This is a genomic window from Pseudoxanthomonas sp. F37 (assembly GCF_022965755.1).
Taxonomy (GTDB): domain Bacteria; phylum Pseudomonadota; class Gammaproteobacteria; order Xanthomonadales; family Xanthomonadaceae; genus Pseudoxanthomonas_A.
The window spans coordinates 300,891-315,269 of sequence record NZ_CP095187.1; the positions used below are offsets into that span (position 1 = coordinate 300,891).

Annotated in this window: 14 protein-coding genes; 4 read left to right on the top strand and 10 right to left on the bottom strand. The window is 68.8% G+C overall.

Annotated elements, in window-relative coordinates; translation table 11 throughout:
* The first annotated feature begins 28 nt into the window (after positions 1 to 28).
* Positions 29 to 652 (top strand): thymidine kinase, encoded by a 624-nt coding sequence (locus MUU77_RS01315; RefSeq protein ID WP_245090709.1) that lies wholly within the window; start codon positions 29 to 31, stop codon positions 650 to 652.
* 6 nt (positions 653 to 658) lie between these two features.
* Here the strand turns inward: MUU77_RS01315 and MUU77_RS01320 are convergent, their stop codons facing one another.
* From MUU77_RS01320 to MUU77_RS01335, 4 genes are all read right to left on the bottom strand, one after another.
* Positions 659 to 3,463, bottom strand: coding sequence for a serine/threonine-protein kinase (locus MUU77_RS01320; RefSeq protein WP_245090712.1), 2,805 nt, complete (start codon positions 3,461 to 3,463; stop codon positions 659 to 661).
* A 22-nt stretch (positions 3,464 to 3,485) separates the two neighbouring features.
* Positions 3,486 to 4,052 (bottom strand): ECF-type sigma factor, encoded by a 567-nt coding sequence (locus tag MUU77_RS01325; protein ID WP_185894519.1) that lies wholly within the window; start codon positions 4,050 to 4,052, stop codon positions 3,486 to 3,488.
* Between the two features lie 84 nt (positions 4,053 to 4,136).
* A complete protein-coding gene (gene mutM / locus MUU77_RS01330) occupies positions 4,137 to 4,964 on the bottom strand; it encodes a bifunctional DNA-formamidopyrimidine glycosylase/DNA-(apurinic or apyrimidinic site) lyase (RefSeq protein WP_245090724.1) in 828 nt (275 codons plus the stop codon).
* Positions 4,957 to 5,790, bottom strand: coding sequence for an ATP-binding cassette domain-containing protein (locus MUU77_RS01335; RefSeq protein ID WP_245090726.1), 834 nt, complete (start codon positions 5,788 to 5,790; stop codon positions 4,957 to 4,959). The genes mutM and MUU77_RS01335 overlap by 8 nt, the downstream gene beginning before the upstream one ends.
* 85 nt (positions 5,791 to 5,875) lie before the next feature.
* On the opposite strand from MUU77_RS01335, the gene MUU77_RS01340 reads away from it, so the two are divergent.
* Complete coding sequence (locus MUU77_RS01340; protein WP_245090730.1) at positions 5,876 to 6,220, top strand: calcium-dependent protein kinase 21; 345 nt, start codon at positions 5,876 to 5,878, stop codon at positions 6,218 to 6,220.
* A gap of 6 nt (positions 6,221 to 6,226) precedes the next feature.
* On the opposite strand, the gene MUU77_RS01345 is transcribed toward MUU77_RS01340, so the two are convergent.
* The 3 genes from MUU77_RS01345 to MUU77_RS01355 form a co-directional block, all read right to left on the bottom strand.
* Complete coding sequence (locus MUU77_RS01345; protein WP_245090733.1) at positions 6,227 to 6,607, bottom strand: tautomerase family protein; 381 nt, start codon at positions 6,605 to 6,607, stop codon at positions 6,227 to 6,229.
* A 127-nt stretch (positions 6,608 to 6,734) separates the two neighbouring features.
* Positions 6,735 to 8,396 carry an MFS transporter gene (locus MUU77_RS01350; RefSeq protein WP_245090736.1) on the bottom strand — a complete coding sequence of 554 codons (1,662 nt, stop codon included), beginning with the start codon at positions 8,394 to 8,396 and terminating at the stop codon, positions 6,735 to 6,737.
* 11 nt (positions 8,397 to 8,407) lie between these two features.
* Positions 8,408 to 9,790, bottom strand: coding sequence for a DcaP family trimeric outer membrane transporter (locus MUU77_RS01355; RefSeq protein WP_245090739.1), 1,383 nt, complete (start codon positions 9,788 to 9,790; stop codon positions 8,408 to 8,410).
* A gap of 319 nt (positions 9,791 to 10,109) precedes the next feature.
* Between MUU77_RS01355 and acs the strand changes: the two genes are divergently transcribed.
* Entirely contained in the window at positions 10,110 to 12,053 is a 1,944-nt protein-coding gene (gene acs / locus MUU77_RS01360) for an acetate--CoA ligase (RefSeq protein ID WP_245090742.1), read from the top strand.
* Positions 12,054 to 12,200: 147 nt separating this feature from the next.
* The gene (locus MUU77_RS01365) at positions 12,201 to 12,869 is read left to right on the top strand and encodes a response regulator transcription factor (protein ID WP_245090745.1); all 669 of its coding nucleotides are present in this window, start codon (positions 12,201 to 12,203) and stop codon (positions 12,867 to 12,869) included.
* A gap of 31 nt (positions 12,870 to 12,900) precedes the next feature.
* Here the strand turns inward: MUU77_RS01365 and MUU77_RS01370 are convergent, their stop codons facing one another.
* The 3 genes from MUU77_RS01370 to MUU77_RS01380 all read right to left on the bottom strand — a co-directional run bounded on the left by MUU77_RS01370 (position 12,901) and on the right by MUU77_RS01380 (position 14,341).
* The gene (locus tag MUU77_RS01370; protein WP_245090748.1) at positions 12,901 to 13,410 is read right to left on the bottom strand and encodes an HIT family protein; all 510 of its coding nucleotides are present in this window, start codon (positions 13,408 to 13,410) and stop codon (positions 12,901 to 12,903) included.
* A 125-nt stretch (positions 13,411 to 13,535) separates the two neighbouring features.
* Complete coding sequence (locus tag MUU77_RS01375; protein ID WP_245090750.1) at positions 13,536 to 13,952, bottom strand: OsmC family protein; 417 nt, start codon at positions 13,950 to 13,952, stop codon at positions 13,536 to 13,538.
* An 89-nt stretch (positions 13,953 to 14,041) separates the two neighbouring features.
* Positions 14,042 to 14,341, bottom strand: coding sequence for a hypothetical protein (locus MUU77_RS01380; protein ID WP_245090752.1), 300 nt, complete (start codon positions 14,339 to 14,341; stop codon positions 14,042 to 14,044).
* Between the last annotated feature and the right edge of the window lie 38 nt (positions 14,342 to 14,379).

Here is a 14,379-nt window from a genome sequence, read left to right on the forward strand (position 1 = left end):
GGATGGGTCGGCCCCTTACAATGGCGCCATGGCCAAGCTCTACTTCTACTACTCGGCGATGAATGCCGGGAAGACCACCACGCTGCTGCAGTCCGCGCACAACTATCGCGAGCGCGGGATGCGGGTGGCGATCCTCACCCCGCGGCTGGACGACCGTGCCGGGGCCGGGGTGGTGGCGTCGCGGATCGGCCTGCGATCGGAGGCGGTCGCGTTCGAGCGCGGCGACGACCTGGAACACTGGATCCGCGACGACATCGCCGCTCACGGCAAGCTGGACTGCGTGCTGGTGGACGAGGCGCAGTTCCTGTCCCGCGCGCAGGTCTGGCAACTCAGCGAGGTGGTGGATGCCTTGCGCATCCCGGTGCTCTGCTATGGCCTGCGCACCGACTTCCGGGGTGAGCTCTTCGAGGGCAGCCAGTACCTGCTGGCCTGGGCCGACGAGATCAGCGAGATCAAGACCATCTGCCACACCGGCAAGAAGGCGACCATGACGGTGCGCGTCAACGAACAAGGCCTCGCCGTGCAGGATGGACCGCAGGTGGAGATCGGCGGCAACGAGCGCTACGTGTCGGTCAGTCGCGCCGAGTTCAAGAAGATCGCGCGCGGCGAGGGACGCATCGATCCCCTGCAGCCCGGCCTGCCCCTGGCGTGAGCCGCCTCAGCGGCAGGCCGCACGCAAGGCGGCGATCTCGCGCGGGATGACGCCGCCGTCGGGCTGGGCGCTGCGCAGTTCGGCGCCCAGGGCGTCGAGGTCGCGCTGCGCGCGTTCGCGTTCGCCCATCCGGCACCGCGCCTGGGCCAGATAGCCGCGCGCCAGCCAGCGCAGCTTGGGCGCTTCGCTGCCGCCACCCTCATGGCGGGCGAGCGTCTCCAGGGGCGCGAGGGCCTGCTGCGGACGTCCCAGCCGGATCTGGTGCCGTGCCAGCGACAGTTCCGCGAACCAGGTACGGGGATGCTCCGGCCCGAAGCCCACCCGGGTAAGTCGTACCGCGCGGTCGAAGCGCTCGGTGGCGCCGTCCAGGTCGCCCTTGTCGGCCAGCACCTCGCCGATCATGCGGTCGGTCTCGCCTATCAGCGCATGGCTGGCGCCGATGGTGGCCACGCGCATGCGCCGGGACTCCTCCAGTGCGGCCAGCGCCTCGTCGTAGCGGCCGGCGCTGTGCAGCACCATGCCGTAGTTGAACAGGCCGCCGGGCAGGATCTGCAGGCTCTCGCTCTCGCGCCAGATGTCGATGGCCTGGCCGACGTCGCGCACCGCGGTGGCGGCGTCGCCCCGCTCCCACGCGACGATGCCCATCGAGTTCCAGCTCGAGGCGGCATCGCGGTGGCGCGGGCCCAGGGTTTCCAGCGTCATCGCATGCAGTCGCCGCAGTTCCTCGTCCGCCTGCAGCAGCCGGCCCTGGTCCACGTGCACGGCCGCGATGTGCCGCCGCAACGCTTGGGTCAACGGATGGCGGGGCCCGTGGATCTCCTCGGACAGATCGCGCGCGCGCTGGAACGAGGCCAGGGCCGCATCGGTCTCGCCGCGGTTGCGGTACAGCAGTGCCAGGCTGCGCTGGATTTCGATGGCCAGCGGATGCCGCGCATGACCGTGCGCCTGCAGGTGGGCCAGGGCGGCGCGGTAGCCGCGCACGCCCGCCTCGGCGTTGCCCAACTCCACATCCAACTGGGCGAGGTCGCGCAGATTCTCCGCGACACCGGCTTCGTCCTGCAACGAACGGCGGGTGTCCAGTGAGCGCTCGAACATCTGTCGCGCCACCTGCTTCTCGCCCGCATCGGCACGGCAGCGGCCGTTCTGCGACTGGAACTCCGCCACCGCCAGCGGCAGCCGGGAAGACAGGCGCGGCAACCGGGGCTCCATGTGCGCCATCGCCTGCGCGCACTGGCGCGAACGCCCGAGCAGGCGCAGCACGCGCCCGTGCTGGGTGGCGGCCTGCAGGCGCAGGCTGTCCGGGGCATCGGGCGTGGCGTCCAGCACGCGTGCCTGCTTTTCCAGCAGCGCGAGCGATTCACGGTAGTCCCCCAGGCCCAACCTCAGGCGCGCTATCACGCCCAGCAACTCGGCCTGCGCCAGCGGCTGGCTGGCGAGCTCGCGCATGCCGCGGCGTTCGCCCGCGGCCAGCAGTTCACGCGCATCGAAGGTGCTGCCCTGCTGTGAAGCGCTGGCGTTGTCGAACAGGCCGATCACGAAGTCCTGCATGGCTTGTGCGCGGGCGGCTTCGCGCATGGCCTGGCGACCCTGCCACAGGCTTGCCGCCAGCGCCGCCACCAGCAGCGCCGTGGTCAGTCCGCCGATGGCCAGCGTCCAGCGCTGGCGCACCAGGTACTTCTGCAAGCGATAGCCCAGGCTCTGCGGGCGGGCCAGCACGGGCCGGCCTTCCAGGTGGCGCTGCAGGTCGCGCGACAGTGCCTCCACCGAGGGATAGCGCTGCTCCGGCGCCTTCCGCAGGGCCTTCAGGGCGATGTTGTCCAGGTCGCCGGCCAGGCGTCGCGCGTTGCGTCGCGCATCCGGACAGCGGCTGCGACTGCCGTCCGTGGTACGCAGCGTGGCCACCGAAGGCTTGAGCGGCTCGACCGCGAGGATGGCCTGCTCCCATTCGGCATCGGTCTGCCGGCGCAGGCGGTAAGGTTTGGTGTCGGCGATCAGTTCGTACAGCACCACGCCCAGCGAATAGACATCGGTCATGGTGGTGACCAGTTCGCCGCGCACCTGTTCCGGTGCGGCGTAGTGCAGGGTGAAGGCGCGCACCTCGGTGCGCGGATGCACGGGCGCCGGCTCCGGGTCGTCGAGCAGCTTGGCGATGCCGAAATCCAGCAGCCGCACATCGCCGCCGGGGGTCACCAGGATGTTGGACGGCTTGAGGTCGCGGTGGACGATCAGGTTGGCGTGCGCGTGGCTGACCGCCTCGCAGATCTGCAGGAACAGCTTCAGCCGCTCTTCCAGGCCGATGTTGTTGGCCTGGCAGTAGTCGGTGATGGACACGCCCTCGACGTATTCCAGCGCAAGGTAGGGCTGTCCCTCGCCGCCGATGCCGGCGTCCAGCAGGCGTGCGATGTTGGGGTGCTCCAGCCGCGCCAGGATCTCCCGTTCGCGGGTGAAGCGCAGGCGCAGGTTGGGGTCGGCCAGGCCGGGACGCAGCAGCTTCAGGGCGACGCGGCGCTGGTACAGGCCGTCGGCCCGCGAGGCCAGCCACACCATGCCCATGCCGCCCTCGCCCAGCATGGATTCCAGCTGGTACGGACCGATGCGGATGCCGGGCTTCAGCTGGTCGGGCTTGTCGACCAGCGGCTGGTCGATGAAATCGTCGCCTTCCTCTTCCAGCGCGAGCAGCTTCTCGAGTTCGCGTGCGGTCTCCGGATCGTCCGCGCGCAGGATCTCCAGCTGCTGCGCGCGTGCCTCCGGGTCAAGCTCCAGCAGGACGTCCAGCAGCGGCGACAGGCGTTGCCAGCGTTCGGCGTCCATCGCGGTGCGCTGCGCGCCGGCCTCAGCTGTCCTGCATGGCCGACAGCAGGAACATGCGCGCCTTCTGCCAGTCCCGGCGGATGCTGCGCTCGGAGCGCTGCAGCAGTTCGGCGATCTCCAGCTCCGACAGGCCGGCGAAGTAGCGCATCTCCACCACCTGGGCCAGGCGCTCGTCGGCGGCGGCGAGTTTCTCCAGCGCATCGTTCAGCGCCAGCATGTCCTCGTCCAGGCGCAGGTTGCCCTCCACCTCTTCCGGGATGTCGGCCACGCGCTTGAGGTCGCCGCCGCGCTTGCGCGCCAGCCGGCTGCGCGCGTAGTCGACCACCACGCTGCGCATCGAGGAGGCGGCATAGGCGAAGAAATGCGCGCGGTCCTCGAACTTGGCCGTGCCGGTGGAGCCGAGCAGCTTCAGGTAGGACTCGTGCACCAGCGCGGTGGCGTCCAGCGTATAGCCGTGCTGGCCGGACAGCTGCCGGCGGGCCATGGTGTGCAGTTCCTGGTACAGGGTGGCCAGCACGCGGTCCAGCGCGGCGCGGTCGCCGCCCCGGGCAGAGTCCAGCCACAGCGTGATGTCGGGTGCGTCGGCCATCCTTCTCCCCTGCGGAGCCAAGGGCGCGAATATAACGTTATTTCACAATCACCGGGCACCTGCCCCATGGCACGGGCAGGCGCGTCAGCGCTGGCAGTGGCCGCACCACACGGTGGCCCGCTGGCCGACCAGGGCCTGCTTCATCGGCCGGCCGCAGCGCGGGCAGGATTCGCCGCCCCGCCCATAGGCGGAGAGTTCCTGTTCGAAGTAGCCGGGCGCCCCGTCCGGGCTGAGGAAATCCCGCAAGGTGGTGCCGCCGCGGGTGATGGCGTAGGCCAGGATCGCCTTCACGGCCTCGGCCAGGGCCGCGTAGCGCTCGCGGGAGACCTTGCCGGCGGCCCGCAGCGGCGAGATGCCCGCGCGGAACAGGCTCTCCGCCGCATAGATGTTGCCCACGCCCACCACCACCGCCTGGTCCATCAGGAAGGTCTTCACCGGCGCCTTGCGTCCCCGGCTCATCGCGAACAGGTAGTCGCCGTCGAACGCATCCGACAGCGGTTCCGGCCCCAGTCCCTGCAGCAGGGGATGGATCTCGCCCGGGGTCTGCCACAGCAGGCAGCCGAAGCGGCGCGGATCGTTGAAGCGCAGCACGCGGCCCGCGCCGCCACGCGCGCCGGCCAGGGCGATGTCGACGTGGTCGTGCGCCGTCGCCGGCGTGGTCGCCGGCAGCACGCGCAGGCTGCCGGACATGCCCAGGTGCAGCAGCGCGCTGCCGGCCTCGGTATCTATCAGCAGGTACTTCGCACGGCGCCGCACGGCCTGGATGCGCTGGCCGGGCAGGTCGCGCGCCACTTCCGGGGGGATGGGCCAGCGCAGGTCCGGCCGTCGCAGGGTCACCGCCTGGATGCGCCGCCCTTCGACGTGCGGGGCCAGCCCGCGGCGGGTGGTCTCGACCTCGGGCAGTTCAGGCATGGCCGGGCACGGCTCCGTAGTACTCGCCTTCCCGGCGCACCTGCACCGGGCCGCCGAAGGCATGGCTCAGGTGGGTCCCGGTCAGCGTGCCGGCGCGGTCGCCATCGGCGTACAGCGCGCCATCGCGCAACAGCAGCACACGGTCGATCTCCGGGATGATCTCCTCGATGTGGTGCGTGACCAGCACCAGGGTGATCCCGCGCTGCGCCAGGCTGCGCATCAGGCCCAGGAAATGCCGGCGCGCCACCAGGTCCAGGCCGGCGGTGGGTTCGTCCAGCAGCAGGGCCTGGGGTTCGTGCACCAGCGCGCGCGCGATCAGCACGCGGCGCATCTCGCCGGTGGACAGTTCGGCCACCTGGCGGTCGGCCAGTGGGGTCGCGCGCACCTGCTCCAGCGCGCGCCGCGCCCGCAGGCGCATGTCGGCGTCGACCTGCCGGTGCGGCGGCACGACGAAGCTGGAAAAGAACCCGGTGACCACCGCATCTTCCACCCGCAGGTAGGGCATCTGCTGCAGGTCGCGGGTCAGGTCGCTGGTCACCAGGCCCAGGCGGTTGCGCAGTTCGTTCACGTTCCAGCGGCGCAGGCCGAACACCTTCACCGGCGCGTCGCCTTCGCGGGCCAGCGGATACAGCTCGCGGCTGATCAGCTTGATGAAGGTGGACTTCCCGCAGCCGTTGGGCCCCAGGATGGCCGTGTGCTGGCCCAGCGGGATGCGCAGCGACAGGTCGTGCAGTACGCGGGTGGCGCCGCGCACCACGGTGGCGCGGTCCAGTTCGAACAGGGGCGCGAGCGGTGTCGTCGCGGCGGGAGAGGCGGGCAGGTTCATCGGCGCGGGGGCGGGAGCGAGCCGGTGCAGCGTACCCGAATCCGCGCCACGTCCGCCGTGCGCATCATCGCCCTACAATGCGGCCATGCGTGCCCGCCTGCTCGTCCTCGCCATCGCCATCGCCATCGCCTGTCTGCCGTACGCCGCGCGGGCCCAGGTCACGGCCACCGGCGATTACCTGGCGCGGATGGACGCCGACCGCGACGGGCGCGTCAGCCTGGCCGAGTACCAGGCCTGGATGAGCTATGCCTTCGAGGGCATGGACCGCAACCGCGACGGCACGTTGTCGGTGGATGAGCTGCCTGGGGGGCGCGGCAGGCCCATCACCCGCGAGGCGCATCTGGCCCAGCTGGCCGAGCGCTTCCGCCGCCAGGACGTGGACCGCAATGGCTTTCTCAGCGAACGGGAACTGGCGGCGCCGCCGCAGTAGATCGCCTCAGGTGTGGATCAGGCGGCCACCGGCGAACGCCCAGTTCTCCCACGTCGTCTCCTTGAAGCAGACCATGACATTCTCCGGATCCCGTCCCGCGGCCTGCAACCGCTGCATCAGGTCGGCCAGCAGCGCCTTCTTCACCTTCACGCTGCGCCCGGCCGACCACAGGATCTCGATCAGGACGAAGTCCTCGCCACGCACGCCGGCGACATCCGGGTATCCCGGGTCGTAGCGGAAGTCTTCGTCCGACAGTTCCAGCACACGCTGGAAGCGGTCGGTGGGGGGCACGCCGGACGCGACCAGCGCGGCATGCACCGCGTCGAGCACGGACGACTTGAAGGCCGCGTCCTTCGGTTTGCGGACAGTGAGCGTGACCAGGGGCATGGTGCGTTTCCAGGTGAGCCGGATGGCCAGCTTATCCCGTCGTCCCGCGCCCAAAGAAAAACGCCGGCCACAAGGGCCGGCGTCGGGATGCCGGCCCTGGGCCGGGCCGGCGGGGAGGACCCTGGAATTACTTCGTGATGTCCACGTCCTTGGTCTCGCGCAGGAACAGCGTGCCGATCACCAGCGTCATCACCGCGATGCCGATGGGATACCACAGGCCGTAGTACAGGTTGCCCGTGCCCGCCACCAGCGCGAAGGAGATCGCCGGCAGGAAGCCACCGAACCAGCCGTTGCCGATGTGGTAGGGCAGCGACATGGAGGTGTAGCGGATGCGGGTGGGGAACAGCTCCACCAGATACGCGGCGATCGGGCCGTAGACCATGGTCACGTAGATCACCAGCACCCACAGCAGGAACAGCGTCATCGGGATGTTGATGCGCGCGGTGTCCGCCTTCTCCGGATAGCCGGCGCTGGTCAGCGCACCCTTCAGCGCCGCACCGAAGGCGTCGCCCTGCGCCTTGGCATCTTCCTTGGACAGACCGGCGGCTTCGTACGAGGTCACCGTGGCGCCGCCGACCTGGATCTGCGCGGTGCTGCCGGCCGGGCCGGCCTGGATCGAGTGCGGCACGCCGGCGCGGGTCAGCGCGGCGGTGGCCACGTCGCACGAGCTGGTGAACTTGCGGATGCCCACCGGATCGAACTGGAAGCTGCAGGTGGCCGGATCGGCGACCACGATGGCCGGCGACGCGGTGCGCGCCTCATCGATGGCCGGATTGGCGGAGTGGGTGATGCCCTTGAAGATGGGCATGTAGGTGACCGCCGCCAGCAGGCAGCCCGCCATGATGATCTTCTTGCGGCCGATGCGGTCCGACAGCCAGCCGAAGAACAGGAAGAACGGCGTGGCCAGGGCCAGCGAGCCGGCGATCAGCAGGTAGGACACGGTGGGGTCCACCTTCAGCATGCTCTGCAGGAAGAACAGGGCATAGAACTGGCCGCCGTACCACACCACGGCCTGGCCGGCGGTGGCGCCGAACAGCACCAGCAGCATCAGCTTCAGGTTGCCGCCCTTCACCGAATCGCGGAACGGTGTCTTGGAGCCCTTGCCTTCGGACTTCATCTGCTGGAACAGCGGCGACTCGCTCAGCTGCAGGCGGATCCATACCGAAACGCCCAGCAGGATGATCGAACCCAGGAACGGAATGCGCCAGCCCCAGGCCTCGAAGGCCTCGGTGCCCAGCGACAGGCGGCAGGCCAGGATCACCAGCAGCGACAGGAACAGGCCCAGCGTCGCGGTGGTCTGGATGAAGCTGGTGTACAGGCCGCGCTTGCCGTCGGGCGCGTGTTCGGCCACGTAGGTGGCCGCGCCGCCGTACTCGCCGCCCATCGCCAGGCCCTGCGCGAGGCGCAGCAGGATCAGGATGACGGGCGCGGCCATGCCGATCGTCTCGTAGTTGGGCAGCACGCCGACCAGGAAGGTCGAGATGCCCATGATCAGGATGGTGACCAGGAAGGTGTACTTGCGGCCGATGCGGTCGCCCAGGCTGCCGAAGAACGCCGCGCCGAACGGACGGACGAAGAAGCCCGCCGCGAACGCCAGCAGCGCGAAGATCATGCCGGTGGTCGGGTTGACGCCGCTGAAGAACTGCTTGGCGATGATCGCCGCCAGCGAGCCGTACAGGTAGAAGTCGTACCACTCGAAGACGGTGCCCAGGCTGGAGGCGAAGATGACCTTCTTGTGGCCCTTCGTCAGCTCGCCTGTGGCGGAATGCTTCACGGTCGTGGAGCTCATGCGGATTCCCCTCAGAAAGTGTATTTGACGGTGGTGTGCAGACGCTTCAGGTCGCCTTCGCGGTCATCCTCGAGCGAACGCTGGCCATAGATCAGTTCGGCACCCAGGTCCAGTTTGGGGAACGGTGAATAGATCACGTTGGCATGCATGGACTGCGTGCGCTCGGTGACGCCGAAGCCGGTGATGCCAGCGTCGTTGTCGAAGTGCGAGGCCGAGTACATCAGGTTGGTGCGGACCTTGGGGCTGAACACGTGGCGCCACGCCACGAAGCCGCCGTAGCCGTCCAGCGCACTGATGTCGCCATCGGCTTCGGTCACCACGTCGCTGCCCACGCCGAAGGCCAGGTAGCGGCCGATGCCCTGGCCGGCGTTCACGGCATAACGGATGTCGTCGCTCTTGCCCAGGTTGAACTTGCCCGACACGCTGACGGAGGCGCCGGTGTCGGTTTCGTCCAGCAGCTTGAACTGGCGCACCATGCCGGCCACGGTGAAGTGGCCCCAGTCTCCCTTGGTCAGCCAGCGCGCGGTGACGTCGGGCAGGGCGTTGTCGCCGCTGTTGAAGCGGGTGCCTGTCTGGTACGGGGTGACGGTGGTCTGCGGATTCTCCAGCGAGAACGACCACGGGCCCTGGGTGTAGCGCAGCTGGGCCTGGCGCACGAAGATCGTGCCGTCGGTCGGGCCGACGAAGTCCACCGCATCCGGCAGCGCGGCCACGTCCATGAAGTTGGACCACGTCTGGCCGGCCAGCCAGTTGTTCCAGCTGACGTAGGCATGGCGCAGGGTGACGGCGTAGGTGTTGGTGGCGGTCTCGTTGCCGGCCAGCGCATTGCTGCCGCCGCCGAAGAAGTCCATCTCCACGAAGCCCTTGAACTTGTCGCCGCTGTCGGTCACGTGGTCAGCGCTCAGCCAGAAGCGCGAGAACTGCGCATGGAAGTCGGCATACGGGTCGCCGCCGTCGGCCCCCGCGCCGGCCACCGGAATGGTGCTGGGCACGTAGAACAGGCGGCCGGACGAACCATCGGCGATGCGGCCGTCGCTGGTGTCGGTGGCCATCGCGTCCATCTTGATGAAGCCGCCGTACGAGAACGTCGTGCCCGGGTTGGCCGCGGTCATGATGGTGGTGCCCTGGATCGGCTGCTTGCCCGCGGGCACGGCCGGCTTGGCGGCCTGCGCGGCCTGCACCTGCGTGACCTGCTCCTGGGTGGTGGCGATCTGGCTCTGCTGTTGCTGCTGCGACGAAAGCAGCAGCTGCACCTGCCGCTCCAGTTCGGCCACGCGGGCCTCCAGCGCCTTTTCCTTGGCGGTCTGTGCAAACGCCATCCCCGGCGCGATCAGAGCGACGAAGAGCGCAGCGGCCAGTGGCCGTCGCGCCATGAGTGCGGAACGTTGGGTCATAACCCCTCCCGAAAGGTTGATGGCCGCGTTGCGCGGCTGACGGAGACTTGCGCCTGTGCGCGGACGGCGCCTATTCGCCATTAGTCGTAACGTCGCCCCCTTTCGGAGAAACCCTTGCTGCACAAGGGGTGCGACGACCGGTCGCAGGCAGCACGCCTGCGCTTTACGACCATTGTCTAAGCCCGATGCTGCGATGCCGCACGACCGTATGCGTCAAACTCGTGGCGCCGGTGGTGCGCCGCATGTCATGCCGTGCTTCGCCCGGCCCTCATCCATGCCTCAGAATCGGCGCATCACAGGAACGTCCCGGGAGGACCTCATGACTGATCTGTATCCGGTCAAGCCGGAATTCGCGGCCAAGGCCCGCATCACGCGCGAGCAGTACCTCCGCGACTACCAGGCGTCCATCGATAATCCCGATGCCTTCTGGGGCCAGGCGGCCGAACGGCTGCAGTGGTTCAGGAAACCCACCCAGGTCAAGGATGTCAGCTACGCCCTGGACGATTTCCATATCCGCTGGTTCGCCGACGGCGAGCTCAACGCCAGCGTCAACTGCCTGGACCGCCAGCTGGCCGAGCGTGGCGACAAGGTCGCGCTGCTGTTCGAACCCGATGGCCCGGATACGCCGTCCTACGGCGTGACCTACCGCGAACTGTACGAACGCACCTGCAGGCTGGCCAACGCGCTGCGCGCGCTGGGCGTGCAGAAGGGCGACCGCGTGACGATCTACCTGCCGATGATCCCGGACGCCGCCGTGGCCATGCTGGCCTGCGCGCGCATCGGCGCCATCCACTCGGTGGTGTTCGGCGGCTTCGCGCCCAACTCCATCGCCGACCGCGTGGCCGACTGCGGCAGCAAGCTGATCATCACCGCCGACGAGGGCCTGCGTGGCGGCAGGAAGGTGCCGCTGAAGGCGAACGTGGACGCCGCGCTGAAGCTGCCCGGCACCAACTCCGTCGAGACCGTCCTGGTGGTGCGCCACACCGGCGGGGCGGTGGACATGCAGATGCCGCGCGACCGCTGGTTCGACGCAGTGGTCGATGCGCAGCCGGCCGAATGCGAGCCCGAGCGCATGAACGCCGAGGACCCGCTCTTCATCCTCTACACCTCCGGCTCCACCGGCAAGCCCAAGGGCGTGCTGCACACCACCGGCGGCTACCTGCTGTATGCGGCGTACACGCACGAGGCGGTGTTCGACCTGCGCGAGGACGACATCTACTGGTGCACGGCCGACGTGGGCTGGGTCACCGGCCACAGTTACATCGTCTACGGCCCGCTGGCCAATGGCGCCACCGCGGTCATGTTCGAGGGCGTCCCCAACTACCCCAGCGTGTCGCGCTTCTGGGAAGTCATCGACAAGCACAAGGTCACCATCTTCTACACCGCGCCCACCGCCATCCGCGCGCTGATGCGCGAGGGCGAAGCGCCGGTGAAGAAGACCTCGCGCGCCTCGCTGCGCCTGCTGGGCAGCGTGGGCGAGCCGATCAACCCCGAAGCCTGGCGCTGGTACTACGACGTGGTCGGCGACGGCCGCTGCCCCATCGTGGATACTTGGTGGCAGACCGAGACCGGCGGCATCCTCATCACCCCGCTGGCCGGGGCCATCGACCTCAAGCCCGGCTCGGCCACGCTGCCGTTCTTCGGCGTGCGGCCGGCGCTGGTGGATGCCAATGGCGAGCAGCTGGAAGGCGCCACCGAAGGCAACCTGGTGCTGCTGGATTCCTGGCCCGGCCAGATGCGCACGGTGTACGGCGACCACCAGCGCTTCATCGACACCTATTTCCGCACCTACCCGGGTACCTACTTCACCGGCGACGGCTGCCGCCGCGACGAGGATGGCTACTACTGGATCACCGGCCGCGTGGACGACGTCATCAACGTGTCCGGCCACCGCATCGGCACCGCCGAAGTGGAGAGCGCGCTGGTGGCCCATCCGAAGGTGGCCGAGGCCGCGGTGGTGGGCTTCCCGCACGACATCAAGGGCCAGGGCATCTACGCCTACGTCACCCTGAAGGCGGGCGAGGCGCAGAGCGAGGAACTGCTGAGGGAACTGGTGGCCTGGGTGCGCAAGGAGATCGGCCCCATCGCCACGCCGGACCACCTGCAGTGGGCGCCCGGCTTGCCGAAGACCCGCTCGGGCAAGATCATGCGCCGCATCCTGCGCAAGATCGCCGAGAACGCACCCGAGCAGCTGGGCGATACCTCCACGCTGGCCGATCCGTCGGTGGTCGAGTCGCTGGTCGCCGAACGCAAGGTCAGGTGAAGCAGGAACGAGCGGGGAGGAACGAGGAACGAGTAGCCGCAACGGCGCCTGTACACTGTTCCTCTACCCCCTCGCATTCCCGCGCACTCGTACGCCATTCCCTCACTCGCTCCTCGTTCCTCCCCACTCGTTCCTTGCTCCCGCCCCATGCCTACCCTGCTGATCGCCGACGACCACCCGCTGTTCCGCGAAGCGCTGCGCGGCGCCGTGCAGCGCGTGATGCCGGGCGTGAAGCTGCATGAAGCCGACAGCGTGGACGCGCTGTACACCCTGGTCGATGCCCACCCCGATGCCGACCTGCTGCTGATGGACCTCAACATGCCCGGCGCGCACGGCTTCAACGCGCTGGTGCACCTGCGCGCACTGCATCCGCAGCTGCCGGTGGTCATCGTGTCGGCGCGGGAGGAACCGGCGGTCATGCGCCGCGCGCTGGACCACGGTGCGCTGGGTTTCATTCCCAAGTCGGCCGATTCGGACACCATCGGCCAGGCCATCGGCGCCGTGCTCGACGGCGAGCGCTGGGTGCCGGAGGAGGCGCACAGCGCGCCGGCCACCAGCCGCGACGAACAGGAAACCGCGCAGCGCCTGCGCGACCTCACCCCGCAGCAGTTCAAGGTGCTGCAGATGCTCGGCGCCGGCCGCCTCAACAAGCAGATCGCCTACGACCTGGGCGTGTCCGAAGCCACCATCAAGGCCCACGTCACCGCCATCCTGCGCAAGCTGCACGTCACCAACCGCACCCAGGCGGTGCTGGCCGCGGGCCGGCTGGCGGTGGACCCGGATGGCATCGTGTTGCCGCCGGAAGAGGCGGAGTAGGGCGAAGCCACGCGCCACGGCATGGCGCGGGCTATGGCGGAAGCTGCGACCTCAGCACGGCCGCCGTGGCGGCAAGCTGCTCGCGGGACGCCCGAACGCGAGACCGGCGTCCCGCATCGTCGCTGGGATCATGCGCCGTGCCCCACGCGCGCCCGGCACCGTCGAACGTCGCCAGTTGCGGCGGGCCTATCCCCCAGTCGCTGCCCCGCTGGCGTGGCACCACGTGGAAATGGAAGTGCGGCGTTTCCTGTCCGCTGTACACCCCGTTGTTCTGGAACGTCAGTATGCCAAGCGGCCGGTAGGCGCGGACCTGCGCCTCGGCCACCCGCTTGGCCGCGGCCATGACGGCCGCGCACTCGGCATCGGAAAGATCCAGCAGCGTCGCGACATGGCGGCGCGTGATGACGCAGCACTGTCCCACTTCGAACTGCCAGGGATTGATCACCGTCAGCGTGTGCGGACCTTCATCGATGATCTTCCACCGTTCCTCGGCGGCGGCCACGCACAGGTCGCAGGGGTCTCGGGTGGGCAGTTCCAGCATGTCTGTCTCCACTTAGGCAGATCCAGCGCCGGCAGCGAAACCGGGCCGCGTCGGAAGCGGGGTGCCGCACGGCCAGGCGCGAGGCCATCCGACACCGGCCGCAGCGGGATCGGCCGGGCGCACGGTCAGGGTTGGATCGACGACTCGGTGACCAGGACCACGGGCTGGCCCGATCTGAGCGTATTGTGCACCTCCGCAACCGCATCCGTGTGCCGCAGCAACGCGGCGATCGCGGCGGGGTCGGCAGGCGAGACCACCCTGGCCCGGTACCGGATATCGGAAGCGGCCAGGCCGACGCCGGGGAAATGCGCGGTGGCTTCCACCTCTACCGCGTCCAGGGTGATGCCGTGACGAGCGGCTTCGCGGTAAAGATCGTTGCAGTAGCACGTGGCCAGGGCGAGCATCAGGAACTCGCCGCCATTGACACCGGAGCCCCTGCCGGCGCTTTTGGCGGGAATGGACAGTGGCCGCTCATCGCCCCCGGTACGCACTGCCACCACGTGCTCGGTACCGGCGTTCTTGACGATCGCTGAAATCTCCATCGTGGATCTCCGGAAGGGGTGGCGGCCCTTGCGCTCGGTCAAGCCCGTCCGCGGACCGGATCTGGCTTGAATGGGCGGTCAGGCATGGCCTACAGCACCCTGGTGACAAGAAAGGCCATCAGGGGAACGGCAAAGTAGACGGTCGTGCCCAAGGCGTAGGACGAGATCGCATCCAGTGAACGACCAAGGAAGGCATGTGCGGCAAAGCCCATCGCTGCCATGAGAAAGGTGACGGGCAAGAACAGCAACATCCATGGCAGCGTCAGCCCGTATCGGGCGTCATGGACAATGTATCCGGCGACGACCCAGACGGGCAGAAGACCCAACCCCACGTAGTAGAGGAACGGCCATGTCCAAGGTCGGGTCGAGCGTTCGCGATCTACATTCATTCCTGGTGCCAGGATCAGGCTGAACCGCAATGTGGGCC

Bases quoted from the DNA above. Each gene is read 5' to 3' on its own strand.
- MUU77_RS01315 (WP_245090709.1), top strand. From the start codon at position 29: ATGGCCAAGCTCTACTTCTACTACTCGGCGATGAATGCCGGGAAGACC.
- MUU77_RS01320 (WP_245090712.1), bottom strand. From the start codon at position 3,463: ATGGACGCCGAACGCTGGCAACGCCTGTCGCCGCTGCTGGACGTCCTG.
- MUU77_RS01325 (WP_185894519.1), bottom strand. From the start codon at position 4,052: ATGGCCGACGCACCCGACATCACGCTGTGGCTGGACTCTGCCCGGGGC.
- mutM (WP_245090724.1), bottom strand. From the start codon at position 4,964: ATGCCTGAACTGCCCGAGGTCGAGACCACCCGCCGCGGGCTGGCCCCG.
- MUU77_RS01335 (WP_245090726.1), bottom strand. From the start codon at position 5,790: ATGAACCTGCCCGCCTCTCCCGCCGCGACGACACCGCTCGCGCCCCTG.
- MUU77_RS01340 (WP_245090730.1), top strand. From the start codon at position 5,876: ATGCGTGCCCGCCTGCTCGTCCTCGCCATCGCCATCGCCATCGCCTGT.
- MUU77_RS01345 (WP_245090733.1), bottom strand. From the start codon at position 6,607: ATGCCCCTGGTCACGCTCACTGTCCGCAAACCGAAGGACGCGGCCTTC.
- MUU77_RS01350 (WP_245090736.1), bottom strand. From the start codon at position 8,396: ATGAGCTCCACGACCGTGAAGCATTCCGCCACAGGCGAGCTGACGAAG.
- MUU77_RS01355 (WP_245090739.1), bottom strand. From the start codon at position 9,790: ATGACCCAACGTTCCGCACTCATGGCGCGACGGCCACTGGCCGCTGCG.
- acs (WP_245090742.1), top strand. From the start codon at position 10,110: ATGACTGATCTGTATCCGGTCAAGCCGGAATTCGCGGCCAAGGCCCGC.
- MUU77_RS01365 (WP_245090745.1), top strand. From the start codon at position 12,201: ATGCCTACCCTGCTGATCGCCGACGACCACCCGCTGTTCCGCGAAGCG.
- MUU77_RS01370 (WP_245090748.1), bottom strand. From the start codon at position 13,410: ATGCTGGAACTGCCCACCCGAGACCCCTGCGACCTGTGCGTGGCCGCC.
- MUU77_RS01375 (WP_245090750.1), bottom strand. From the start codon at position 13,952: ATGGAGATTTCAGCGATCGTCAAGAACGCCGGTACCGAGCACGTGGTG.
- MUU77_RS01380 (WP_245090752.1), bottom strand. From the start codon at position 14,341: ATGAATGTAGATCGCGAACGCTCGACCCGACCTTGGACATGGCCGTTC.